The organism is Hyalangium ruber, assembly GCF_034259325.1.
Taxonomy (GTDB): domain Bacteria; phylum Myxococcota; class Myxococcia; order Myxococcales; family Myxococcaceae; genus Hyalangium_A; species Hyalangium_A rubrum.
Map to the genome: position 1 here is coordinate 46,298 of NZ_JAXIVS010000018.1, position 25,137 is coordinate 71,434.

The 25,137-nt window shown below is 67.6% G+C and carries 16 protein-coding genes; 6 read left to right on the forward strand and 10 right to left on the reverse strand.

Annotation, left to right across the window (positions count from 1 at the left end; translation table 11 throughout):
• Positions 1 to 3 precede the first annotated feature (3 nt).
• From SYV04_RS37550 to SYV04_RS37560, 3 genes are all read right to left on the reverse strand, one after another.
• Positions 4 to 5,319, reverse strand: a complete 5,316-nt coding sequence (locus tag SYV04_RS37550) for a trifunctional serine/threonine-protein kinase/ATP-binding protein/sensor histidine kinase (protein WP_321550867.1) — start codon at positions 5,317 to 5,319, stop codon at positions 4 to 6.
• On the reverse strand, positions 5,316 to 5,819 hold the full coding sequence (locus tag SYV04_RS37555) for a hypothetical protein (RefSeq protein WP_321550868.1): 504 nt from the start codon (positions 5,817 to 5,819) through the stop codon (positions 5,316 to 5,318). Before SYV04_RS37555 ends, SYV04_RS37550 begins: the two co-directional genes overlap by 4 nt.
• Positions 5,820 to 6,181: 362 nt before the next feature.
• Positions 6,182 to 6,949, reverse strand: coding sequence for a hypothetical protein (locus SYV04_RS37560; RefSeq protein ID WP_321550869.1), 768 nt, complete (start codon positions 6,947 to 6,949; stop codon positions 6,182 to 6,184).
• A gap of 284 nt (positions 6,950 to 7,233) precedes the next feature.
• On the opposite strand from SYV04_RS37560, the gene SYV04_RS37565 reads away from it, so the two are divergent.
• Entirely contained in the window at positions 7,234 to 8,382 is a 1,149-nt protein-coding gene (locus SYV04_RS37565; RefSeq protein WP_321550870.1) for a spectrin repeat-containing protein, read from the forward strand.
• A 24-nt stretch (positions 8,383 to 8,406) separates the two neighbouring features.
• On the opposite strand, the gene SYV04_RS37570 is transcribed toward SYV04_RS37565, so the two are convergent.
• Complete coding sequence (locus tag SYV04_RS37570; protein ID WP_321550871.1) at positions 8,407 to 9,003, reverse strand: ClpP family protease; 597 nt, start codon at positions 9,001 to 9,003, stop codon at positions 8,407 to 8,409.
• A gap of 104 nt (positions 9,004 to 9,107) precedes the next feature.
• Here SYV04_RS37570 and SYV04_RS37575 point away from each other — a divergent pair, with 104 nt between their 5' ends.
• Positions 9,108 to 9,662: a hypothetical protein gene (locus SYV04_RS37575; protein WP_321550872.1), complete on the forward strand. Its 555-nt coding sequence runs from the start codon at positions 9,108 to 9,110 to the stop codon at positions 9,660 to 9,662.
• A gap of 38 nt (positions 9,663 to 9,700) precedes the next feature.
• Here the strand turns inward: SYV04_RS37575 and SYV04_RS37580 are convergent, their stop codons facing one another.
• From SYV04_RS37580 to SYV04_RS37590, 3 genes are all read right to left on the reverse strand, one after another.
• Positions 9,701 to 11,137, reverse strand: coding sequence for a cytochrome P450 (locus SYV04_RS37580; protein WP_321550873.1), 1,437 nt, complete (start codon positions 11,135 to 11,137; stop codon positions 9,701 to 9,703).
• An 88-nt stretch (positions 11,138 to 11,225) separates the two neighbouring features.
• Positions 11,226 to 12,128 (reverse strand): alpha/beta fold hydrolase, encoded by a 903-nt coding sequence (locus tag SYV04_RS37585; RefSeq protein ID WP_321550874.1) that lies wholly within the window; start codon positions 12,126 to 12,128, stop codon positions 11,226 to 11,228.
• A gap of 93 nt (positions 12,129 to 12,221) precedes the next feature.
• Entirely contained in the window at positions 12,222 to 13,571 is a 1,350-nt protein-coding gene (locus SYV04_RS37590; RefSeq protein WP_321550875.1) for a hypothetical protein, read from the reverse strand.
• 173 nt (positions 13,572 to 13,744) lie between these two features.
• On the opposite strand from SYV04_RS37590, the gene SYV04_RS37595 reads away from it, so the two are divergent.
• The 4 genes from SYV04_RS37595 (at position 13,745) to SYV04_RS37610 (ending at position 19,831) form a co-directional block, all read left to right on the forward strand.
• Positions 13,745 to 17,149 carry a hypothetical protein gene (locus tag SYV04_RS37595; RefSeq protein ID WP_321550876.1) on the forward strand — a complete coding sequence of 1,135 codons (3,405 nt, stop codon included), beginning with the start codon at positions 13,745 to 13,747 and terminating at the stop codon, positions 17,147 to 17,149.
• 27 nt (positions 17,150 to 17,176) lie between these two features.
• Positions 17,177 to 17,647, forward strand: coding sequence for a DcrB-related protein (locus tag SYV04_RS37600; protein ID WP_321550877.1), 471 nt, complete (start codon positions 17,177 to 17,179; stop codon positions 17,645 to 17,647).
• Positions 17,648 to 17,728: 81 nt separating this feature from the next.
• Entirely contained in the window at positions 17,729 to 18,982 is a 1,254-nt protein-coding gene (locus SYV04_RS37605) for a type 2 periplasmic-binding domain-containing protein (RefSeq protein ID WP_321550878.1), read from the forward strand.
• Between the two features lie 84 nt (positions 18,983 to 19,066).
• Entirely contained in the window at positions 19,067 to 19,831 is a 765-nt protein-coding gene (locus SYV04_RS37610; protein WP_321550879.1) for an esterase family protein, read from the forward strand.
• On the opposite strand, the gene SYV04_RS37615 is transcribed toward SYV04_RS37610, so the two are convergent.
• The 3 genes from SYV04_RS37615 to SYV04_RS37625 form a co-directional block, all read right to left on the reverse strand.
• A complete protein-coding gene (locus SYV04_RS37615; RefSeq protein WP_321550880.1) occupies positions 19,825 to 22,200 on the reverse strand; it encodes an ATP-binding protein in 2,376 nt (791 codons plus the stop codon). The genes SYV04_RS37610 and SYV04_RS37615 overlap by 7 nt on opposite strands.
• Positions 22,201 to 22,386: 186 nt before the next feature.
• The gene (locus SYV04_RS37620) at positions 22,387 to 23,940 is read right to left on the reverse strand and encodes an Ig-like domain-containing protein (RefSeq protein ID WP_321550881.1); all 1,554 of its coding nucleotides are present in this window, start codon (positions 23,938 to 23,940) and stop codon (positions 22,387 to 22,389) included.
• Positions 23,941 to 24,217: 277 nt separating this feature from the next.
• A complete protein-coding gene (locus SYV04_RS37625) occupies positions 24,218 to 25,036 on the reverse strand; it encodes a peptidoglycan-binding domain-containing protein (RefSeq protein ID WP_321550882.1) in 819 nt (272 codons plus the stop codon).
• Positions 25,037 to 25,137 lie beyond the last annotated feature (101 nt).

The window sequence follows — 25,137 nt, forward strand, 5'->3', positions numbered from 1 at the left end:
ACCCTACCGCCCATCCGTGGGCTGACCGGCTCCCGTAACGGGGAGCTTGAGGATGGCGGTGGCTCCCAGCCCTGGCCCGGGGCTCTCCAGCGTGAGCTGTCCCCTCATGAGCCGCGCCGTGAGGGCACTGGAGTGCAAGCCAAGGCCGTGGCCAGCCCTGCGGGTGCTGAACCCCTGGGTAAAGAGCTGCTTGCGCACCTCGGGCGTAATCCCCTGCCCCGTGTCCTCCACCTCGAGGTAGGCCCAGTGACTGTCACGCCACAGGCGGAGCTCCAATCGCCGCTGGCCCACGGCAACGGCCTCCAAGGCATGCCGGGCGTTGCTCAGCAGGTTGAGGAGGATCTGAAGCAGCCGGTGCCTGTCCACCATCACCCGAGGCATGGGCTGCAGCCTCTTCGTCACCTGAACCTCCGCGCTTTTCAGGGTGCTCTGCTTCAGCCGCAGGGCCTCCTCCACCACCCCGGCCAGCTCACACTCCTCTTCGAGCAGCGTCGCCTTCCCGTAGTTCTGTTGCAGGGAGACGATGGAGCGCACCCGCTCGACGTTGCTGGCCATGTCCTTCAGGCCCTTCTGAAAGACCGTCCGCTCCTGCGCCAGCCGGTCCGAAAGGCCCCGGAGGTAAGCCACGATGTGGCGGCCGCGGGGATCCTCCGTGAGGAAGTCCGATAGCCGGGTCTGGTTCTCCTCCAGGAGCTGGGCCACCTGCCCCACCCGGTCTCCTCGCGAGGAGGCCAGCGCATCGCGCAGATGCTCCGTGGACACCACCAGGCTGGTCAGGGTGTTGCCCACCTCGTGCAGCACGTTGGAGGCGACCTCCGCCATTCCCACCAGGCGGGCCGTCTCCAGCAGCTGGGCCTGGGCCTGCTTCAGCTCGTGCGTCCGCTCCTCCACGCGCACCTCCAGCTCCTCGTTGGCGGTGCGCAGGGCCGCCTCGGCCAACTGGACCTCCGTGTAGAGCTGTGCGTTCTCCAGCGAGATGACGGCGTGCGAGGCCAGGTACTGCAGCAGGGAGATGCGAGCAGGGCTGAAGGCGCCTGGGGCCAGCGAGTTCTCCAGGTACAGCATCCCCCGGAGCTGCTGGTTGCGCGTCAGCGGAAGACACAGCAGGCACCGGGCCCGGCTCTGGGAGAAGAAGGGCGCCGAGGAGAAGGGATGCGGCTCGGCGGTGTCATCGATGAGGACATGCTCGCCGGTGCGCTTCACATAGGAGAGCACCGTCCACGGTAGCTCTTGATCCGCGAGCTGCCGCGGCACGGCCCGGGCGTCTTGCGCGGAGGCCTCCACCACGGCCTTCACCTGCAGCTCATCACCCTGCGACAGCACGAGCGCGCCGCGCTGCGCCCCCGCGCTCTGCAAGGCCACGTTCATGAGCGTGGCCACCAGCTTCTGCAGGTGCATTTCACTGGAGATGGCCTGCTGGGCCTTGACGAGGCTGAGCGCATCCAACTGCGTCGTCGGGCCCGAGTCATACGTGTCACTCTGGCGGCCCGTGGACAGGTCGGCCAGGCGAGGCCACTGCTCGTCCATGTGCCGTACCTTGCCCTCCGCGCCCCACTGGCTGTAGGCCTCGCGGGCCTGGCGGGCATAGGACGTCGCGATGGTGGGGTAGCCCCGCTCCTTCCAGAAGCGCGCGGCCAGCTCACTGGCGACCGCCACGTTCTGGATCTGGCCATGCGTGTGGGCCGCTTGAATCGCCTCCTCGTAGGCCTGCATGGCTGCCTCGGGTCTCCCCCGCAGGCGCTCCAGCTCCGCGAACACCATCCGCTCCACCGGGGAGAAGGTCTCCGGACAGCTCGCGGACCAGTCGGCCAGCTGTTCCTGGTGCTTCTGGATCTGCTCCAAATACTCCTGCTGCAGCGGGGCGGGAGCCTCCCGGTAGCACGCCGCCAGCGAGAGCGCCCGGTAGTGGTGGTAGTCGAGCTGGAAGATGCGTCCGAGCTGCGAATAGAGCAGCGGCCGGGCCTGCTCCGCCGACTGGCGCGCCTCCTCATAGGCGCCACACATGAACCGGGAGCGCGCCTTGGTGATGGCATACCAGCAATACTGGGTGGCGAGGTTGGAGCTCTTGCGGCTCTCGAAGTACGCCTCGCTGAACTCGCCCAGGCTCAGCGAGGTGAACGACTCATTGAGCCCCCGCATCTGCTGCACGAAGCACTGGTGAATGCGGAGGGAGTCCTCGGCGGAGCGAAAGTTGATCTTCCGCGAGAAGTCCGTGCCGACGACCGTCTCCCGATACACCTCCGACAGCTCGGTGCCCATGAAGAACGGCAGGGACGCGAGCAGGATGCCGCTGAAGGCCGCGGTCTGGAAATCACCCGCCTGGAGCGCGTGCTGGAAGGCCTCCTGGTACAGCCCCTTCGCGTCCGAGAGCGGGCGCACCCAGGCGCTCAGCTGCCCCAGGGTGAAGAGGACCTTGGGGAGGTAGGCCGTGCCTTGGTAACGCGTGGTGACGGCCTGGGCGAGCCTGCCAAACTCATAGCCGCGGCGGTACTCCCGGAACTTGCCGCTGGTCACCAGGCCATACCAGGCATAGCCCACCCCCGTGGCGGCGGTGTTTCCATGGCGCAGGGAGAGGGTGACCAGCTTGCACAGCTCCAGCGTCAGGAGGCTCTCGCTGGTGAAGAAGGCGGGTGAAATGAGGGCCACCAGCAGGCCCACGATCGTCCGCACCTCCGGATCCGTCAGGGCCGGCAGCTCCAGGAGGCTCTCCACCGGGCGGTCTCCCAGCAGGGACTCCAACTCCTGACGGGCGGCGACCGCCTCCTCCCAGGTGGGCTGCGCAGGGATGACCACCCCCAAGCGCGCCAGGGCCTCCAGCAGACTGGCGGCGGCGGCGCGGGCCTCGCCCGTGAGCAGGAGGATTTCCCCCTGGAGCTGGTAGCCCGCCACGAGGTGCTGACGCGTAGGGGCTCTGGGCAGCACCTCCTCGATGATGCGGCGGGCCTCGGCGAGGTTCCCGCTCGCGGACTCGCCGCGGGCCTGCTCCAAGCGCAACTGGAACGCCTGCTCGGGCGCGGTCTGCCAGGGGTCACCGGGCAGCAGCGACAGCGCCAGGGTGAAGCAGTCGATGGCCGTGCGGTAGGCGGTAGAGGCCTTGGCTCGAAAGCCCGCCTGGATGTTCAGCTGCGCCAGCCGGGAGCGCTCCTCGGGATCCTCGATCGACCGCGCGCCCGCGTTGAGCTGTCCCACCACCTCGAAGAGGCGCTCGTGCAGCTCCTCGGGGGCGAGGCGGGCCCACAGCAGGCGGCCGATCTCCAGGTGGAGGGCTCGCCGCTCCTCCTCGGCGATGAGGGAGTAGGCGGCCTGCTGGATGCGATCGTGGAAGAAGCGAAGATGCTGGAGGTCCGTCCGCACCACCAGCCCCTCGAGGAGCGCTGGCTCGAGGCGCTGTTCCACCTCGTGTACTTGCTGGTGCGAGACGAGGGACAGTGTCTCCAGGGCGAAGGTATTGCCCACGCACGCGGCCCGGTGCAGCAACTGCTGTGTCGGATCAGGCAATTGCCGCAGCCGAACGGCCATGAAGTCCACGACGTTGTCCGAGTACTCCCGGGCACGCACGGCCTCGGCGTCCCAGCGCCAGTCTCCCTGCGCCCCCCGGGTGACCAGGCCCTCCTGGTGCAGCGTCTGGAAGAGCTGAAGGAGGAAGAAGGGGTTGCCTCCGGTCTTCTCCTGCAACAACTCCGCGAGCGGCGCCACGAGCGTGGGCGCGGCACCGGGCAACGCCTCCGCCACGAGCATCCGGGTGTGCGTGAGGGAGAGCGGCTCCAGATGGACGGCCGTGCTCCGTCCCCCCGCCTTGCGCGCTTCCTCCAACATCATCGCCAGCGGGTGCGAGGCGCTGACCTCATTGTCCCGATAGGCGCCGATCAACAGATGGGCCGGCGTGTCCGGGTGGGTGACCAGGGTCTGCAGCAGCTTGAGGCTGGCGAGGTCCGCCCACTGCAAGTCGTCCAGGAAGAGGACCAGCGGCCTTCCAGCGCGGGCGAAGACGCCGAGCAAGCGCAGGAAGAGGCGATTGAAGCGGTTGCGTGTCTCCGCGGACGGCAACTCGGGCACGGGAGGCTGCTTGCCCACCACCTGCGCGAACTGGGGCACCAGGTCCACCAGCACCTGACCGTTGCCCTCGAAGGCCTCCAGCAGATGCTGACGCCAAGCCTCCAGCTCCTCGTTGCTGCCGGCCAGGAGCTGCTGCACGAGCCCCCGGAGCGCCTGGGCCAGGGTGGAGTACGGCACGTCGCGCTGGAGCTGGTTGAACTTGCCGCTGAGGAAGAACCCGCGGCGCCGCAGGATGGGCTTGTGCAGCTCATGCACGACGGAGGACTTGCCGATCCCCGCGTAGCCGCTCACCCAGACCCATTCGGCCCGCTCCCCTCGCGCCACCCGCTCGAAGGCCTCCTGGAGCGCGGCGAGCTGCGCCTCGCGACCATAGAGGCGCTGCGGGAGCTGGAAGTGGGTGGGGAAGTCCCCCTGGCCCAGGGGAAAGTCCTCCAGCCGGCCCTGCCGAAGCCCTTGCAGGCAGCGCTCCAGATCAGCCTTCAGCCCGTCGGCGCTCTGGTAGCGCTCCTCGGCGGGCTTGGCGAGCAGCTTGAGCACCACCGCCGAGAGCATGGGCGGAACCGAGACCACTCGCGCGTGCGGAGGCTCGGGAGCCTGCGCGATGTGGGCGTGGATCCACTCCAGCGCGTCCTTGCCGTGGAAGGGCAACTGCCCGGTGAGCAGTTGGTAGAGGGTGACGCCCAGCGAGTAGAGGTCCGTGCGGTAATCCACCGCCCGGTTCATTCTCCCGGACTGCTCGGGAGACATATAGGCCAGCGTGCCTTCGAGCAGGGCGGCGTGCGCCGCCTCCACGTGCTCCACCTGCTGCAGCGTGGCGAGCCCGAAGTCGATGAGCCACACCCCAGCCTCCTCCGAGAGGAGGATGTTGTGGGGCTTGATGTCCCTGTGGACGACGCCCCGCCGGTGTATCTCCGTCAGGGTGGTGGCGAGGGAGTTGGCCAGGGGCAGGAACCGGGAGGCGTCCCAGGGCTGCTCCAGGCGCTCCGACAGCGACTGGCCTCCCACGTCCTCCAGGATGAGGAAGGGGCTCTCCTCGTAGACCTCGCAGCCCAGGACACCGAGAACGCCGGGCGAGCCCTGCAGGCGCTGCAACAGACCGTGCTCGCGCATGTAGCGGGCGCGCTCGCGTGGGCCCGGGCGCTCCTGGCGAGGCGTCTTGACGATGACGGGCCGAGCATCGGCCTTGCGTACAGCGCGAAACAGCAGGTTGTTGCTCGTCGTCTGGAAGAGCCCGAGGAGCGTGTAGCCGGGGAGCTCCATCATGGCGGGCGGACGCCCAGAGGTGCTTCCACAGGCCCCAGCTCGCGAAGACGGCCGCTGGTGAACCGCAGCTCTTTCAAGGTGATGCGGACCGCGGGCTTGCCCTCCTTGCCCTCAATGGCGGTACACACGAGGGTTCCGCTCGTCGCCTTCTCGAGAGGCGATGTCTCGGGAATCGGCGGGGCGGCTCCTCCCCATGGGAGGAAGTTACGGACATCCTTCATCCGGTAGAGGGTGACGCCCGTGTCCCCAGCCACGGAGGCTCGGTATTCCGGCTGACACCCCTTGGCCTCGGGAAGGACGACGTGGAGCGCGGCCGCTTCGTCCACGAGGAACGCCTCCACGCCGCCCTTGTGCCAGCCGTAGACGACGACCTCTCGGGCCCGCAGGCGCAGCTCGGGCGGCTCCTGTGCCGAGGGCTTCCGTGGCGTCTTCGCCCAGGCGACCACCGCCACGAGTCCTCCTGCAACCGAGACGAGGATCCACCGTGTCGCGTGTCTCAAGGGAGCTCCTGGCAAGCGTGGACTGCGTTTCCTACATGCTCTAGAGAATCTCGGCGAGTGGTGGAAACCCCCAACGCGCTTGCTCCGCGTCCGTCACGCTCCGCGGCAGGAGACACGGCATGAGGTGGCTCATGGCCGCTCCTGACCCTCTGGCCCCACCGGAGCTTAGGACGGACGGGAGCATGGCTCCAACACCCCGGGCCGATGAAGAGCAGGCACCCGAGCCCTTGCGTCTCGCTAACTCCGCGACCTGCCAGCATCAGCCCATTGCCCAGGCGTGCCCAGGAGGGACTCTCCGTCACGCCAGCGGGGGGCCACGGAATGGCCCCACGAACAGGCGCCCTGCCCCCCTCAATCTTCGGTCATGGAGAGCCGAGCAGCTCGCCCCCGGAAGCGCTCCACGGTCTCGTAAGAGGCCGGAGCGCATCAGAAGGCTCACGGCGTGGCAGTGTCTCCCGGTACATCGCCTGATCCAGCGGCAAGGTGCTGTCGAGGATGGCGTGCGCCAGCATCTTCAGCTCCGTCACGGAGACATTCTTGATGGTGACGTGCGTCCTTCCCTCTCTCAGGAAGGCCTTGATGCTGGCGGGAGAATCCTCGGCGAAGCGCTTGCGGATTCCCTCTCGCAGCAAGTGGACGCAGTACGCGTCCAGGCGAGGAACGATACCGGCCGCCTTCATCGAATCTCGCGCAACCGCTCTTCCTACTTCCTCCGGAGTGCATTCAGGGAACGGCTTCTCTCGCGGGTAACCGTCCTCGCCGGGCACCCGCATGAGCAACTGGTCCAGCGCCGCACCTTCCCATTGCCGCCGGAGTTTCTGCCCGTACCGCACCAGCACGCCCAGCCGCCGCGTGCCGTACTTCAAGACAACCGCCTCCGAGAACCGCCGGGCCGCCGCTTGAGCCCGGCCCAGCTCACCCTCCGAGAGGGCCCTGACCGCCGAGCCGAGTTGCCTCATCGCGCTCTCATAGGAGCCCACCCCCGCCAGCCGCCTGTCCACCACCTCGCTGATGATGCGGCCGATCTGGTACTGCTCGGCGTTGAGCCGCGCGACGTGGTGCTGCAGAAGCTCGCGCGCATGCTCGATCGTCAGGAGGGACACCGCTTCGTTTCCGTTCATCTCCGTCATGGATTGCTCCCGGTCCGCCACGGGACTGTGGCCGAGCCGAGGCAAAGCAGGACCCGGGCCAAAGCGAAGCCCTCGTGAATCCAGCCACTTGCGGTCCTCACTCCCGTGGGAGTCTCGGCGCGGAGCCTCACCGTCCATGGGATGAGACGGTGCCCCACGCGACCCCGGGATGACCTGGGTGCTGTTGAGCGGGGATCCATCGGGGCCTGGCTTGGAGCTGCACTTCCCAGACTGGCGCCTCCAGCGCGCTCTCTAGTATGGCGGTGGTGCAAGGAGTCCATGCCATGAGTTCGATTCGCAGCCTCGCCTTCCTCGCCCTCGCCCTGACGGTTGCTTGCGCCAAACCCAATGAGGCCGCCGCCGTTGGGAGCACCGAGCCGAAGAAGCCAGCCCAGAAGGCCGCGACGCAAAGCACGCCTCCGACGACCGACCTCGTGACGGTGCGCGACCCGGTCGAGAACGCCTACACGCTGGGAATGCCGAAGGGCTGGCACAACCGGACCTACTCGGCCCGGGTCTTCGACATCCACAGCATGGTGACCACCTCGGTCAGCCCGGACGGGAGCGTCCTGCTCTACAGCGGCGACCCCAGCATCCCCCAGTACTGGAATCCGGCCGCGGCGACGCCAGTCCACTACGACATGGCGCGGGTCCATCCCCGGATGAAGATCGAGCCGTTCGTCCCCGCCACGAACTACTTCCCCGACTACGTGAAGCGGAAGTTCGGCAAGCTGCCAGACTTCAAGCTCGTCTCGACCGAGGCGGATGCCCAGGCAGAGCAGAAGCTTCGGAAGAAGTTCGCCGACGTGGGGCTCCGGATGGAGCCGACCGTCGTGAATATCTCCTTCCGCTACACGGACGGCGGCAAGCCCATGAACGCGCTGCTCATCGGCACCTCGACCGACAGCGGGCCGTTCTGGATGGCCACGGTCACGGGGATTGCCACCTCGGGCGACCCGAAGCAGTACCTCCCGATGATCGAAGCCATGGGCCGCACCCATCAGATGAACCCTGATTGGCAGGCCGAGCAGAATCGAAAGCATCAAGAGCGCATGGCGCAGATCCAGGACTTCGGTCGGCAGATGACCGCCCAGCATCAACAGAACATGGCGGCGATCCAGCAGAGCGCCCAGCGCCACCAGCAGCGCATGCAAGCCATCTGGGCGCAGGGCGACGCCAGCATGAAGAGCTATTACGACCGCATGGCCTCCGGCGACGCCCAGCACCGGAACTTCCTCAACTACATCAATGAGGAGAACACGGTGGTCGGCGCGAACGGCAAGACGTTCCAGGTGGACAACAGCTATCAGCGCTACTTCATGCACAAGCAGAACCGCACGTACGTCGGCGGCGATATGCGCATGGAGCTCGATACCTTGCGTCGGCTCGGCCTGAACCCCGACGACTACGAGGAAGTGAAGCTCCAGCAGTAGGTCTTCGCGAACCTCGAGACGGCATCAGAGCTGCGTCTTATCCAGGATCTGATCCACCAGCCCGTAGTGCTTCGCCTCGCTGGCGCTCAAGCGCCGCTGAGCGTCACAGTCCAACTGGATCTGCGCCACGGTCTGGCCCGTGGCGTGCGCCAGCCGCTCGGAAAAGACCTTGCGCATCCGCATCATGGCCGACGCATCCCCTGGCCTCCCACCGCCCGTCAGGGGTGTGAGCATGAAGTGGCTGTGGGTCAAGGCGACGCGCTGCCCCCGCTCCCCGAGGGCAAAGAGGAGCGCGGCGATTCCAGAGCACTGGCCAACGCACACGGTGGACACGGCCGGCTTCACCAACTCCAGCGTGTCGCAGATGGCGAGCGCCGCCGTCACCTCGCCGCCGGGGGAGTTGAGGTAGAGGCGGATGCCCTCGGTGGGGTTCTCGCTCTCCAGAAAGAGCAACTGGGCAACGACGCGCTGGGCCACTTCATCGTTGATGGGTGTGCCGAGGAGGATGGTCCGCTCACGGAGCAGACGTGCTTCCAGGTCCTTCGAGGCAGGGCGCGGAGGGGAAGCGCTCCCGCTCGCGGTCTGCTCGCGGGACTTCTGGAAAGGGTTCCACCAGGCCATCAGCGCCTCCGGGGCCACATCTTAGCAAGCCTGAGCGCACACATTTGACCTGCGAGCCTCCAAGGGAGAACCTGCTTCCGACAGCCGTCCCAGGGACCGATGCCATGCCGACCGCCGATGGAGCCGATGCCTCCGCCTTGCCACCCGAGCTGACCCGGCAGGCCCTGGAGGCCCTGGAAGCACCGGAGCTCCACGCGACGCCACTGCCCTCGGGCTTCGCCACGCTCATGAGGCTCTGGCACTACGAGGAAGCGGGGCCGTGGCGAGCCTGGTCGATCTCTCGCCGCTCCAGCGCCATCGACTCTTCCGTGCTCCTCGTCCGCAAGGTGTCGTGGGATCGGCCGGCGGAGTACGCGCGGATCGCCGGGCCTCGGGCCCCGGCCGCGCTCCCTCCCCTGCTCAGCCTCTTCGAAGCGCGGTTCCCCGTGGAGTCCTGGAACTCGCTCCTCCAGGAGGCCACCGCGCTGAAGGTGCTGCCTCTGCTTCCAGGGAGGGAGATTCCCTCGGGAGGTGCCCGGGAGCGGCTCGGCCTCGCGTATCGGCTCCCGACGCAGACCGTCTCGTTCGAGTGGTGGGGGGCGCCGCCCGCGGAGTGGAGGGAGCTGGCGGAGTGGTCCTCGCGCGCCCTCGGAGCGATGGAGGCATGGCTTCAGCGCTGAGGAGATTGCCCTGCCCTGCCCTGTCCCTGGCACGTGGGTCAGGTGCCGACCGGAGCCTCGAACAGCTCGCGGATGTCTCCCTCGATGCGCGGAGGGCTCGCCACGCGCTGCCTGGCCAGCACGCGCATCGGCATGCCCGCCTTCGTCGACAGCGTTGCCTGCACCTGATGGTCGATGCGCGCCCCGTCGGGCGGCAGCAGCGTGAAGCGCTGGAGCAGCATCGCCAGGGTGATGCGGATCTCCAACGCGGCGAGGCTCGCCCCCACGCACACGTGTGGCCCAGCACCGAAGGGCAGGTATGCCCAGGGTGAGGGGGGCTCGCCCTTCAGCCACCGCTCGGGCAGGAAGCGGTTCGGGTGCTCGTAGAACTCCGGGAGCCGATGCGTGGCGAGCGGGCTGATGAAGACGTCGGCACGCTCCGGTATCGCGTGGCCTCCCAGCGTCGCCCCCCGAGCGGCGCTGCGCGCGGTGAAGGCCACCGGGGACAGCAGCCGCAGGCTCTCCTTCACGACGGCGTCGAGCAGCGGCAGCGCGGCGAGCTGCTCGTGCGTCGGGGGCGCCCCCTGGAGCACCGTCAGCTCGTCCTGCACGTCATGCAGCACGCGAGGATGCAGCGCGAGCAGCAGCAGCGTCCAGCCCAGCGCGTTGGCCGTGGTGTCGTAACCGCCGAAGAAGAGCAGGAACGTGTGCCCCGCCAGCTCCTCGTCCGTGAAGGGCGCGCCGTCCTCGCCGCGCGCATGGACGAGCGCGGCCAGCGCATCGCGGTGCTCGCCCGGCTGGGTGCGCTTCTTCGCGATGAGGGCGAGCAACTCCTGCTCCACAGCCTCCGCCCTGCGCAGGAGCGTCCGGTACGGCGAGCCAGGGAGGTCATGGGGCAGCAACATCGCCACGGGCGAGAACAGCCCCTGGACGATCTGCTTGATGCGCAGTCCCAGGCCCAGGTTCGCGTCGGTGGGTGACACGCCGTAGACCGTGTGACTCACCACCCACAGCGCCAGTTGCTGCATCTCCCGCTCGACGTCAATCACCTCGCCCAGGCGCCAGCGCTCGAACAGCTTGTCCGCCAGCGCCGCCATGTCCTCCCGGTAGGCCTCGACGCGGGGGCGGGTGAAGGCACTGCTGACCAGGCGCCGCGCCTTGCGGTGGTCATCGCCGTTCAGCCCGAGCAGGTGCGTGCGCAAGCGGTAGAGCGCCGAGGTCTTCGGTGCGTTCTCCGCGAGGGAGCGCACGCAGAAGCGGTCCGTGCTGGCGAGCACCTCGCGATTGAGTTCGGGGGAGAAGGCGAACACCATGCGCGCGTCCCCCTGCTGAATGGCCGAGAGCTTCCCGTAGCGCTCACGGATGCGCAGCAAGGAGCGCACGGGGTCACTGAAGAAGCCGGCCAGCCGCAGCGGCCGGCCCACGAGAGGAATTTTGAGCGGTCCGCTCAAGGGGCCAACCGGCTCGGCTGCCGGTGTCGTCTCTTCCGTACGCATCACGCCCTCCCTCGGTGAGTCGAGGTTCGCCGAGGAATGATGGGGCCCCTGCTCTTCCCGCGTCCAGGGAGGCGTACCCCTGGGAGCCTTAGGTGCCTTCCTGCAGGAACGGCAGGGCGACGGACACCATGAGCGGATCCGCGAAGATGTTGTAGTGCGTCAGCCCCGGCAGAATGGCGAGCCGAGACTTCGGCCGCCCCGAGCCGTCCCAGCCACCGTCCTTCTTGCCGCCGCCGAGCAGTCCGAAGAACTCCACGGCGTGCGAGGGGGGGAACAGGTCCGCATCCGCGGCCATGACCAGCGTGGGCGCCTGAAGCGACGAGATCTGCTTCGAGAAGTCGAAGTCCTGCTTCATGGCCTCCCCGATCTTCTTCAGGAGCCTGGGGAAGTCCTCGGGACGGGGCGCGATGGCGACGTAGCCCTGGTACATGGGCGTCTGCTTCATCATCTCGACGGCCCCCTCATTGACCTGCCCCTGCTGGGCGAGGATCTCCGGGTAGTAGGCGTTGCGGCGAAACACCGCGGAGACGATGACCAGCTTGTTCACGACGTCCGGATGACGAGCGCCCACCTGCAGCGCGACGCCACCGCCCAGGGAGTAGCCGAACACGTCGACACGCCCCAGCTTGAGGTGCTGGATGAGGGCCGCGATGTCATCCGCCATCAGCTCGACACTGAGCGGCCGGTCGATGTCGGCCGTCCGCCCGTGCCCCTGCAGGTCCACCGCGATGACCTTGCGGTGCTTCGCGAGTGTCTTGAGGTTGTCGCCGAACATGGACGTCGACCCGAGCCCTCCGTGGAGGAGGACCAGGGGCCGGCCCTTGCCGTGAGTCTCGTAGTAGAGCTCGAGTCCGTTGATTTTCGCGTAGTTACCGGGCGCCTTCTGCTTGGGCTGAGCGAAGGCCGGCGTCCCCAGGGCAACGAGCACGAGGACGAAGAACGAGAAATTCCAGCGCAGCAGGGTCATGGTGTCTCCGAACGAGAAGGTCATCGCGTCTATTGACCCCACGAGCCTCCAAAAATCATCGGTCCCCTGCGATTTCCGAATGAAATGGGACACACGCCCGCGGCGAGGTGGCTCGTCCTACCTGGCCTGGGAATCGATGGTGATCAGGCGCCGCAGCGTGTACGAGACGGCAACGGGGCTCTCCGCGCGGGTCTCCAGCGTGCCGCGGGCAGAGAAGAGGAGCTGGTCGGTCCTGTTCAGCCCGCTGAGCTCGACGCCGTGCTGCCCTGGCGACAGGGGGAACGTGGTCACCCGGTTGCCGTCAGCGCCCTCCGCGCAGTTGAACCGCAAATCGAGCCACCCGTCGATGAGGACCACCACCGAGCTCACGCCCGCCTCGGCGCAGGTGGGGTTCGGAGTCGAGGGGCCGTTCGAAAGGGTCCAGGAGACGTAGGCGAAGGAACTCTGGCCGCTGATCAAGGCGACCTTCACCAGCGTGTCCCCGTTCACCGTGAAGGCGCCCTTGCCCGAGTAGAGGACCGAGTTCGAGGCGTTCACGGCCTCGAGGGTGTACTCATAATGACCGGGGGCGAAGTCATGCACGGCGATGCCGTCCACGCCCTGGTTCGTACACGGGAAGGAGCCTCCATTGGGGAGGTTCTCGCCGGGGATGGTGATGCGCACCCCCACCACGTCTGGCACGTCCGCGCACCAGGTGCGGGGTGAGCCGGGGAACGACCAGAGGAAGGTCACGTCCCCAGGGACCGGGGGAGGCGGCGGAATCCGCTCGAGCGAGACGTTCACCTGCGTGTCTCCGTCCACCGTGAAGGAGCCGGTGCCGCGATAGAGGGCCTCGCCCGAGGCGCCGAGCGCCTCGACGGTGTAGCTGTACGCACCGGGAGCGAAGTCCAGCAAGGTCGTGCCGTCCAGTCCCGAGGTGCTGCACGGAAAGAGGCCGTCGTTGGGGAGCACGTGGTCGGGAATGCGGATGCGCACGCTCCTCACGTCCGGCATGCTCACGCACCGGAGCGGCGGCGAAACGAAGGACCAGCGGAACGACACATCCCCAGGGCTGGGCGGACGGCTGACCGGGGAGAGCTGTGAACTCACCACCGTGTTCCCATCCACCGTGAACGAGCCCGTGCCCGAGTAGAGGACCTCGTCCGAGGAGCCGAGCGCCTCGACGGTATAGGTGTAGAGGCCCGGCGCGATGTTGCGCAGAGTGAAGCCGTCCACACCCTCGGAGTTGCAGGCCTGTACGCCCCCGTTGGGAAGCGTCTGGCCGGGGATGGAGATGCGCACCTTCGTCACGTCCGGCACGTCCGCGCACCGGCCCGAGGCGGCGCCGGAGAACGCCCAGAGGAAGGCCACGTCTCCGGGCTTCGCGCTCGGAGCGTCGGGAACGTCGGGCTCGTGGGGGGTGCCGTCATTGCATCCCGCGAGCGTGGCGACGAGGCAGAGGAGTCCAGCGAGGAGTCGGAGGTTCATAGGTGGGCCGTGCCAGTAGATGCCAGGCCGGGCGGTCCCCGAGCGAGAAAGCTCACTGTGATGTGTAGGCATTTGTGATCCCTAGGGAATCTCGGTGGGGGGAGGGAACTCGGGGCGAACTCCGGCGATAATTTCTCGAAATCTGAATTGTCCTAATTCCGCTGGAGTCCCCCATGGCCCCCACCCCTGTAGGCTCAAACTCGTCCGACGCCGCCGCGGCACAACGCGCGGCGGAGATTGCCGCGGAGCGCGCACGCGCAGCCGCCGAGGCAGCCAAGGCCAAGGCCGCAGCGGAAGCCAAGGCCGCCGCGGAGGCCGCCGCCAAGGCCAAGGCCGACGCCGAGGCCAAGCGCCAGGAGGCCTCCTCCGCCCAGGTCAAGGCTCGCGAGGATGGGAAGACCGCGGACCAGGCCCAGGGCGCCAACAAGACCGCCCAGGAGAAGAAGACCACCGCCCAGCAGGAGCTGGACGCGGCCAAGAGCGCGTACGAGTCCAAGGGCCAGCAGGTCGACGAGCGGGGCCCTCGCCCGGGAGACGTGGAGCGCCTGGGTGAGCTCAAGCAGAAGGTGAACGACGCGCAGGCCAAGTTCGACCAGGCCAAGGCCGAGGCGGACAAGACCCAGAAGGCCGCCCAGGACGCTCGCACCACCGCCGACGCCTCGAAGAAGGACGCGGTCGCCAAGGGCAACGCCGCCATCGAGGCGCAGAAGGCGGCCAACACCGCCGCCAAGAAGGCCGGCGAGCCCGAGCCCTTCCGTGAGGCCAATGAGGTCCGGGATATCTACGACGCGGGCAGCCTGGATGCCGCGGCGCAGAAGAAGCTGCTGGGCGGAGAGACCTCCGTCGTCACCCCGCAGGAGGCCGCGCGCGCCGATGCCCAGCGCGTCTCCGAGGCCACCGCCCGCAGCCCGCGCGAGGGCGCCGCGGAGCTGGAGCGCCAGCTCAAGGCGAACACGGATCCGGCCTACCGCGAGGCGCTGCAGACCCAGACCGCCGAGTCGCGCCAGCAGATCGTCTCCTCGCTGGAGAAGTTGGACCTGAGCCCCACGGACGCCAACGCCATCGTGAAGAGCCTGGCGGGCAGCGCGGAGCTGGCGGGCCCCCAGGCGACCGAGGACCTGGCGCGTCAGCTCAACGACGTGGGCTCCGGCAGCCTCCTCGATGTGGGGGGCATGATGGCGCGCCAGCGCGTGCTGGACGGGCTCAAGACCAACGCGAGTGACCCCAAGTCGGTGGCGCTGGGCGCGGAGATGGCCAGCCAGCTGCGGGAGGCGAACCGCTACGAGTCCGCCGACGCCATCACCAACCTGAGCCCGGAGTTCAAGGAGAAGGCCGCTCAGAACGCGGGGGACGAGGCGCTGCGCGCCGAGGTGGACCTGCAGACGGTGGCCGAGGATCGCACCAACGTCGAGGACGTGACGAAGCAGGCCGACACCGACGCGCGCACGCAGGCCGACGAGGTGTTCAAGCTGGCCGGCACGAATCCCAAGGATTTGCCGCCCGGCGTCTCCATCGAGCCCGGCGCGACGGAGGACCAGGCCACCCTCGTGCTGAAGGACGAGCAGGGCAAGGTGCTCGAGCGCACCACCGCCCAGCGCGACGGCGACAAGATCACCCTGGACAGCACCCAGTACACGCCCGACGGCAACGCCCAGCGCAGCATCGTGTCCAGCGAGGGCGAAAGCGGCCCCACCACCGTCACCCAGGCGAAGTGGAAGGAGGCCGCCTCGGCCAGCCCCGGGACGCCGCCCTCCATCGACTCGCTGAAGAACAGCCGCGATCCGGATGTCTCCCTGTCGGAGACGACGGTGCGCAAGGACGGCGACAACCTGGTGCAGAGCTCCTACACCCAGGACGCTCAGAACGGCATCACCCAGACCGAGAAGACCTTCGGCCGCCAGGACGACAAGGACGGCATCACCGACCGGCTGGATGAGCGCTTCGAGGATGGCCCCATCGACACGGTGGACATCAAGACCACCAACATCCCGCCCGAGGGCGCCAAGGGCCCGGATGGCAAGCCGGCCAAGGCCACCGTCACCACGGGCACCTCGTACTCGCAGGGCGACGTGCGCCTGACGGGCACCACCAGCAAGGCGGTGGACTCGCCGGCCGATGGCAAGCCGCCGAGCGCCGAGGACCTGAGCGCCGCCGCCGACAAGGCCGAGGACGCCGACAGCTCGCCCAAGAGCTGGCAGCTCGAGGTGAGCAAGTCCAACGAGCTGGCCACGCAGACGTTCGTCGAGGGCCAGACGGACCTGTCCGTCGTCACCACCAAGAAGGTGGAGGGCAACACCGTCACCGAGACGACCGAGGGCAAGGTGCCCAACCCGGACGGCGAGGGCGACCCGGTGAGCATCAGCGGCACCTCCTCGCGCACCTACAATGACAAGGGGCAGATCACCGCCGCGAGCTCGGACCAGACGGATGCGACTGGCACGCGGCGCACCTCCGAGTACGCGCGCACCGAGCAGCGCAACGCGCAGGGCGAGCTGGAGGTGACCGAGAACACCACCTCCACCGAGCAGCCCAAGGACGGCGAGAAGCGCACCCTGGAGCAGCAGCAGGTGGCGGTGCAGACCGACCAGGGCCCGCAGCTGGTGCGCGCCTCGCAGACGATGACGGGCCCCGAGGGCACGGCCAAGGCGTCCATCACCCCCGAGGGCCAGGAGCTCACCGTCAACGGGCAGAAGATGGAGACGCTCGAGCAGCTCCAGGGGCTGCCGGCGGACCAGGCCTCGCTGGGCGCCACCACGATGGACGCGCTGTCGCAGCAGGTGCAGGACTTCAACCTGCTGGCGACGGACATCCACACCGCGTACCAGGCGCAGCAGGCGGCCAACGACAAGGGCGAGCGGAAGGCGGCCGCGAGCGCCAACAACTACGGCCTGTTCCGGCTGAAGCAGGCGCTGACGACCGCCAACTCCGTGGCCACAGGCGCGCCGGATCCGACCGGTGGCCCCGCGCGCAGCAACACGCCGGTCCCCGAGTGGAAGAAGGCGCCCAGCATCAGCCTGTCGCCCACGCAGCGGCTGGCCGGTGGCAGCACGGGCGGCATCCAGCTGCTGGCCGGCGCGGCGGGGCTCTACTCGTCGGGCCGCTCGCTCATCAACAACGTCAGCCAGGGCAACTACCTGGCCGCGGCGAAGGATGCGTTGGGGGTGGTGGGCAGCGGCGTCTCCATCTATGGCGGCGCCAACGCCCTCATCACCGCGGCGAAGGGCAGCGGCAGCGGTCTGACGCTGGGCGGCGCGGTCGGCACGGCGGGCGGCCGCATCAACCCGTCGGTGGCGGGCCAGGTGGCCGGCAAGTTCGCGGCGGGCCTGGGCGTGGTGGCCGGCGGCATCGAGGTGTTCCAGGGCATCCAGAACGGCAACGGCTGGCAGATCGCCAGCGGCGCGGTCACCGCGGGCGCGGCGATTGGCGGCTACCTGGCGGTGGGCGCGGCGGCGGGCGCCTGGGGTGGCCCGGCGGGCGCGGCGGTGGGTCTGGCCATCGGCCTGGCGGCGTTCGGCGTGACGAAGCTGTTCGACTGGTTCGACGACAGCGAGCACGACATCGCCGCGCAGCAGATCTGAGCCAGTCGAGGGTAGACTGCGCGGCCCATGGCAAACCCCACGACGATTCGACACGGCCCCCTGACGATTCCCCTGCCCGAGGGGTGGTTCGACGCCAGTCAGGTGGTGGCCATGGGCCCGGAGGAGGCTGGCTTCCGCTCCAGCCTCGTTGTCTCCGTGGAGCCCGCGCTGGCCGAGGAGACGTCGCAGCAGTTCGCCGCGCGGTTGTTGCCGGCGATACGCAAGGTGGCCCCCGGCTTCAACCTGGTGGAGGAGAAGGCGGCCAACTTCGGCGGCAAGGACGGCGTGCTGCGCGAATGCACCTTCAATGTGGAGGGTGCGCTCGTCTCGCAGCTGCAGTTCTACCTGGTTCGCAGCGGGGTGGGGTTGACCTTCACGTACACCCAGCTGGCCTCCCGGCTGAAGGACACTCGCGCGGTGGCCGAGAAGTTCTTCACCGGCTCGCAGGTGAGCGGGGGCGTGGAGACGCTGCTGCGCCCCGGCACCATCCGCGGCTGAGCGACCGGTCCATCTCTGGGAGCGCAAGAGCGTGACAGGGGCGCTACCCTGGGCGGTGTGAACCGTTCACGAGGTGGCGCGATGCGAAGGAACATCCGGTGGCTTGGCATTCTGGGCGCGGCCCTGCTGTGGGGCTGTGGACCGGGGGAAGAAACGCCCTCGGGAGGTGAGAAGGTCACCCTGCGCGTCCCGCTCTACCCGTGGATCCCCGACGCTGCGGGGGACAAGTTCCAGTCGTTGGTGGCTCGCATCGAGGCCGACTTCGAGGCCAGCCACCCGAACATCGACCTGGTCCCCAACCCGGCGTGCGTCACCGATGACTTCTACGAGCCGGAGCAGCTCGCCCGCTCCCTGAAGGGCGAGAACCCGTGCGGCTACGACGTCATCGAGACGGACACCGCCATCCTCGGCGATCTGGTGGCCCTGGGTGCTGTCCGCCCGTGGCCCCGGTTGCCCGAAGGCATCGCCTGGCACCCGGCGGCGCTCTCCGCGTCCACGCACCCCACGGAGCAGGTCCTCTATGGCGTGCCCCACTGGCTGTGCAACCACTTCATCATGTCCCGCGACGCGAGCGTGCGGCAGGCGCGCACCACCAGCGCGCTCGTTCAGGCCCTGGCGAACCTGGGCACGCCGGCCCCCGACACCGCCACCAACATGCTCGGCAGTTGGAACCTGCCCTCGCTGTACCTGGACGCCTGGGTGGACACCCGCGGCGAGAATGGCCTGCGCTCCGCCGTGACGGCCGACAGCTATGACGCGACGGTGCTCGACTCCCTGCGGCGCTACGCGCGCACCTGCGAGTCCAGCGGCCAGAACCCCTGCATCGATGGGACGTATGACCTGGAGGAGAACTTCGACCTGCCCGCGAAGCTCTTCGCCGAGGGGCGGGCCGACTCCACCATGGGCTACTCCGAGCGCCTGCACGCCATCCTCCGCGCCCTGCCAGCGGGTGTCAGCGCGTCCGCCATCCAGATCTCCTCGGCGCCGCTGGGAGAAGGCAGCAACCCCATCCTGTTCACCGACTCCTACTTCCTGGGCGCTGGCTGCACGGGCGGCTGCGAACAGGCGGCGCTCGAGTTCGTCACGTACATGAGCCAGCCGAGCACCTTCGAGTGGATCGTCATGAGCGAAGACGCGCCGGCGGCCACGCGTGTGCCCCGCTATCTGCTGCCCGCCACGCTCGATGCGTATGAGGCGCCGAAGCTCCGCGCCGACCCGTTCTATCCGGTGCTCGCCTCCGAGACGCGGACCGGCGTGCCCTTCCCGAACACGGGCCTGTTCAGCATCCGCAAGAAGATGCGAGACGACATCCTGAGCGCGCTCAGCGCCCCGTGAAGAGCGGGAGCTTCAGGAGATAGACAGGGCAAAGGCCCGGTGTGCTATCTGCGCCAGGTCCGCTTCACGCCAGGTACCCTACCCATGCCCCACGTCGATCCGAATCTGCGCCGCGAACTCTTCGGCTGGTACAGCCCCCACCTGGGCATGGACATGCCCATCGTCCGCTACGGCCACTGGGGCCCGGCGCTGCTGCTCTTCCCCACCGCGGGCGGAGACTTCCTGGAGGCCGAGCGCATGGGCCTCATCCAGGCGGTGGCCCACCACCTCTTCTCGGGCCGCGTGCAGATCTTCGGCATCAGCAGCATCAACAACCACGCCTGGCTCAACCGCGGCCTGCCCCTGCACGAGAAGGCGCGCCGCCAGGTGCTCTTCTCCGCGTACGTCGAGAACGAGGTCGTCCCGCACATTCGGGGCGTGCTGCAGAACGGCTCGGCGCGCATTGGCGCCACGGGGGCGAGCTTCGGCGCCTTCCACGCGGCCAACGCCTTCTTCCGCAGGCCGGACCTCTTCGAGGTGCTGCTGGCGATGGGCGGCATCTACGACCTGCAGCCGGACTTCCTGCACGGCTTCTGGAACGACGACGTCTACTTCAACAACCCGGCCTCCTACGTGCCCAACCTGTCGGAGGGGCACGCCATGGACCTGCTGCGCCACCACAGCCGCATCAACCTGGTGTCCAGCCGGGGCCAGTGGGAGCACCCGCACCTCACCGAGCACTTCAGCCACCAGCTGAACCAGCGCGGCATCCCCCACAACATCGACATCTGGGGGCACGACATGCCGCACGACTGGCACACCTGGCACAAGCAGCTCGACCACTACATCTCCGAGCGCCTGGGCTACTGACCGGAGCTCGCGACGGGCCTATCGCCAGCGGGAAGGCTCACGGTGAACCGAGTGTATCTGCCCAACTCGCTCTCCACCGTCAGGCTTCCCGCGTGTAGCTTGACGATGTCATAGCTCAGCGACAGGCCCAGTCCGGTATTGCCACCTCCCGGTGGTTTTGTGGTGAAGAACGGCTCGAAGATGCGGCCCTGGATGTCCTTCGGGATGCCGGGCCCGTTGTCCTCCACCTGGAGGCTGACGTGGCCTCCCTCTCGACGCGTGCGCAGGGTAATGGTGGGAACGTAGCCGCTGGTGGATTCGCGCTGCTTCAGCGACACGGCCTCGAGGGCATTGAGAATCAGGTTCTGAAGCACGCGGCCCAGCTCCTGAGGCATCCCCTGTACCTGCCCCACCGTGGGGTCGAACTCGCGTACGAACGCCACTGCGAACTCCGGATTGCGGACACGCACCCCGTGGTAGGTCAGCTTCAGGTACTGCTCCACGAGCGATTCCAAGTCCGTTGGCTCGAGTGCCCCGGAGCGGCTCCGGGCATGCTCCATCATGCTCCGGATGATGTGGTCCGCCCGCACACCGTGCTGGTGGACAACGGTCGCGTTCTGTTTGAAATCCGTGATGATGTCACGGACCTCGCGGAGGGAGACATCGGGCCGCTCCTGCAGCATTCGCTCCAGCTCCTGAGCAAGCTCGATATTGGCCTCGGACATGTTGTTGATGAAATTGAGCGGATTCTTGAGCTCGTGCGCGATGCCCGAGGTGAGCTGGGCCAGGGACGCCAGCTTCTCTGACTGGATGAGCTGATTTTGCGTGTGCTGAAGCTCCTTGATGAGGACCTGCTTGGCTGTGTTCTCCTGGTTGAGGGCTGCATTGACCGTTTCCAGCTCGCGGGTGCGGTGTTGGATGCGCTCCTCCAGCTTGATGTTGAGCTGCTCCAGGTCCGTGCGCGCCTGCTGCAAGGATGCGTTGCTCTGCCCCAAGGATTGCCCCATCTGGAACAGCCCCTCACCGGTGCGCTGCAACTCGATGATGGAATAGGCTGGCCGCGACTGTGCGTACTCGCCTTGGCTCATCCGCTGCATCATGCTCTCGAGGTCCAGCAGCGGTTCTGCCAGCAAGGTGCTCATCCGGCGCACCTTCCTGTAGAGCCATACGAAGAAGAGCGCGTAGAAGAGAATCAAACCGGCGATCATGCCCAGGCCGACACGGGCGACACGCCTGTTGAGTTCATAGGCCTCCGCGAAGATGTCCGCCTCGTCCACGACGACCAGGAGCTTCCAGTCCGTCCCCTTCACGGTGGACCAGGCCACCTGCTTGCTGCGCCCCGTCAGTGACACTGTCTGGAGCCCGTGGCGCGCGGATGCCATGTGCTGACCGAGCTCGTGACTGTCCTCGCGCTTGAACAGGTTGAAAGTGTCTGGCTTGAAGATGTCGTTCCGGATGGGCTCCTGGTAGGCGTACTGGGTGAGCTCTTTCAGTCCCCAGTCGCGCTCCCCCTGGGAGGGCAGCGCGAGGATGGTGCCGCTCCTCCCCACCAGCATCCCATAACCATTCCACGGCAAGTCCAGGTGGAGCACTTGCTTGGTGATGCTGTCGATGCTGATGTCCAGACCGACCACCCCCTCCATGCGAGCCCCGCTCCCTGGGTAGAGCGGGGCAGCGGCCGATGTCATCCACCCGTGGCCAGCTGTATCGACGTACACGTCGGTCCAGACAACCTTCCGCTCCGGGTTGTGCGTCGCGTCTGCCTCGTAATAGTAGCTGTAGGTGGAAGGGTCGTAGTCCGCACCTACCAGCCCAAGCACTTCCCCATACTCTTTATAGGGGTAGAACCGGTCCATGTGGTCCGCGGTGATGACATAGACCTGGGAGACCAGCGGGTGAGTGTCCACGAGGCTCTTGAGCAGTGGATCAAGCTGAGCGAACTGCAACGCCTTGGTGCGCTCGGGCTCGCCGATGCGCGTGAGCCTGGAATAAACAAGACCGGCCCGGCCGGGTAGATCACGCGTCGTATAGAGCGTGCCATCCTGGGAAAAGGCATAGCGTGAGCGCTCCTCGGCATCAGGGATGAACGGCGTCACGAAGGCCTGCTCGGCATGGCGGCGGAGCAACTCCGCATTATAGGTCACAGAGGCAAGCTGTGAGCCGATGTGTTCGGCTTGATGCTGAGCGATGTATTGGAGTTGCTCGGTCGCGAGACGTTGCAGGGTGGTGATGTTCTGATCGCGAATGACGCTGTTGGTGATGAGGTAGGCGGCAATGAGTGCCAGTTCGATCAAGAAGACGGGGACGAGCGCACTCGTGAGATAGGAGCGCCAGATGAGTCTCAGCAGTGACACGGGCTTGGCGGCGCTTTTGTCCAGCGGCGAGCTCATGGTGGTCCCCGGCTCTCGAGGAGCCCCCTCCGGTGAGGTGCTCGCTGAGGTCGGAGCGGCTGCCCAATCGCCCCGTCGGGGTTGGTCATCGCCCGCCGGATGCGCGCACGACGGGCGACACGCTACACGGTGCGCCCATCTTGCACCAAGTCCTCAAGCGGAGCGCTCAGGGACGCTCATGGGCGCTCACTTCCTGCACTGCGCCTCGCCGTCGTTGTTTGTGAAGACGTTCCCGATGGCCGGCGCGGTGAAGTCCGCGATGATCCCCGAGGAGACGTCCACGGCGACGCCACACCCGGCCGAGTCGCTGAGCGTGCTGTTGCTCACGAAGAAGCCCAGGTCGGCGAACACGTTGATGTTGCCCCCGCCCAGGGTGTCGAAGAGCGGCAGGCCGGCGTGGGTGACGGTGGCGTACTCCAGCGTGGACCCGTAGGGGCCATGGAAGAACAGGCCCGACCAGAAGCCCTTGGTGGGCGAGGCGGAGGCGGGGACGAAGCGGATGGGAGCCTGCGCCGTGCCCTGGGCCTTGAGCTTGCCGTGTACGAGGTTCCCACTCTCATCCCGGGTGCCAACGGAGATGTAGCTCTTGGCGGGCATCTGGAGTTCTGTCCCGGGACTCAGGGTGAGCGTGGGCGAGGACGTGGAGGCCACCAGGAGCCCGATGGACAGGCCAATGTCGAGGGTCGTGGTGAGCTGATAGGGAACACCGAGGTTCGGCCACGTCTGGGTGGTCTCGACAGCGCCCTCGAGGACCTGCACCGCGTTGGGGGTGTTGCCGCTGAGGGTGCTGTCCTCGGGGAGCGTGCCCACCTCGTTGGCGGACGCCCGCACGGCTACGCCCGCGGTGTCGCGCACGGTCAGGCGGGACGAGTCGCTCTTGAACCCCGCGCCCATCAGGAGCACGCCGTGGTTCTGGCTCTTCTGGATGATGACGTCCTCGACGGTGACGGGACGCAGGTTGTCTGGCGCATCACTGCCTCCCGTCACACGCAGGCCCGCCGCCAGGGACTTGAAGAGGTCCTCCAGCTCCCCTGAGTTCGCGGGGATACCGCCCGCGTATTCAATGGTGACGTTGGAGAGGACGGTGCCCTGGGCGGACTGCCCCGTCACGCTGATGCCCTGCCAGTACCCGGGCTGGGGATTGGCGGAGGCGGCCGTGAGGAGGATGGGAGCCGAAGGGGAACCCTCCGCGCGCAGCACACCTGGTCCGTCCGTGTCGTCACCGATGATCAACTGGGCGCCATCCTCGAAGCGGACCTCGGTGCCCTCCTCGAGGGTCAGCACGGGATTGGCCGAGCCCATCACGAACACCGCGCCCTTCACCAGGTGCGGGTTGTCCGAGGCGCGCCAGGTCTGGTTGCTGGAGATGATGCCCTGGTGGACGGTGGCTTGCGGCGCGCCGATGGTGAGGGAGAACGTGCCCTCCTGGGTCGAATCGCCCTCGGTGGCGCTCGCCTTGATGCTCACCGCGCCCTGCTTGAAGGCCGAGGCCAGTCCCTCTGCGTCCACCTTCGCGATCGTCTCGTCGCTGGAGCTCCACTGGTAGCGGGAGACCGTGAAGGGCTTGCCGTCCTGATCCTGGGCGCTGGCAGTGCAGTTCGCGGTGCGACCCGCGGAGACGGGAGCAGGACCGCAGGTCACCGTGACCTTGGCGAGGCGGGGAGCTTCATCGTCACCACACCCGATGAGCGACACCGTTGCGACAAGCAAGACACCCTTCCACGCGTTGTGGAGTCTCATGAACGACGTTCCTTGGTTGGAGTGTGCGAATTCTGGGGATCAGGCCCCTATCGTTGGGGCCTGCCGCGCTCCAGAGCACCTCCCATGCCAACGGCTCGTCCCCCTCTACCGGCCCTCCCCCCGGCAAGAAGTTGCCCGGGAGGACCTGCCCGCGAGTAAGAACTTGCCGGCGAGACTCAACCTCCCAATGACAAAGAAGGACACGGCGACAGGACCCGCGGGGTAGGCAGGTCGAGGCCGTGTCCTTCGTTCAGTTCTTCGACTCGATGTCGAAAACCTAGATGGGCATGAAGACCTTGAAGCCGCTGCGGCCGCTCGCGCCCAGGGTGTTGCTCTCCACGAAGTCGCTGTAGGAGCTGCGGCCATCGCCCGAGGTGATCGCGGTGTGGCCGTAGATGCTGCCAAGGCGGGTGGAGGTCTTCTCCCAGGTGAGCACGAGGCCGGGGATCTTCAGCGCCTCGGCGAGCGTCAGATTCACCTGCTTGAACTTGTCGCGCGGCAGGTTGTTGTCGATCTGGTTGCCGTTGCCCCACACCTTGATGCCGTAAGTGCGCTGAATGGCGCGGCTCACGCCCGTGGCGCAGAGGCCCTGGCTGTTGTAGCCCCCCATGCTCAACGCCACCGAGCGGGCGTTGTTGGCGAGCGCGGAGTTGCCGTGCGCGCCACCGGAGCCGGGGGTGGTGGTGGGCGTGCCGCCCACCGTGATGCCGAGCTGGTTCCAGGTCTTCGGGCCGACGATGCCATCGGCGACCAGGCCCTTCGAGCTCTGGAAGGCCTTCACCGCCGCGGTGGTCTTCGGACCGAACTGGCCATCCGCCGCGCCGGCATTGAAGCCGAGCTGATTGAGCCGGTTCTGAAGCGCGGTCACCGGAGCGCCACCGTGGCCCTGCTTGAGCGTGGGGCCGCTACCGCCCGTCGAGGGAGCGGCCGCGCTATTCAGCTTGGCCCAGGTCTTCGGCCCGACGATGCCGTCGGAGACCAGGCCCTTCGCGCTCTGGAAGGCCTTCACCGCCGCGGCCGTCTTCGGGCCGAACTGGCCGTCGACCGCGCCCGGCGAAAAGCCCGCCTTGGCCAGCGCCTGCTGAAGGGTCCTCACCGAAGCGCCGGACGCGCCGAGCTTCAGGGTGGGATTCGAACGTGAAGCGGCTGCGGAGAGGGTGGTGCGTGGGGCGGAGGCAGAGACCCGCATTTCGAGAA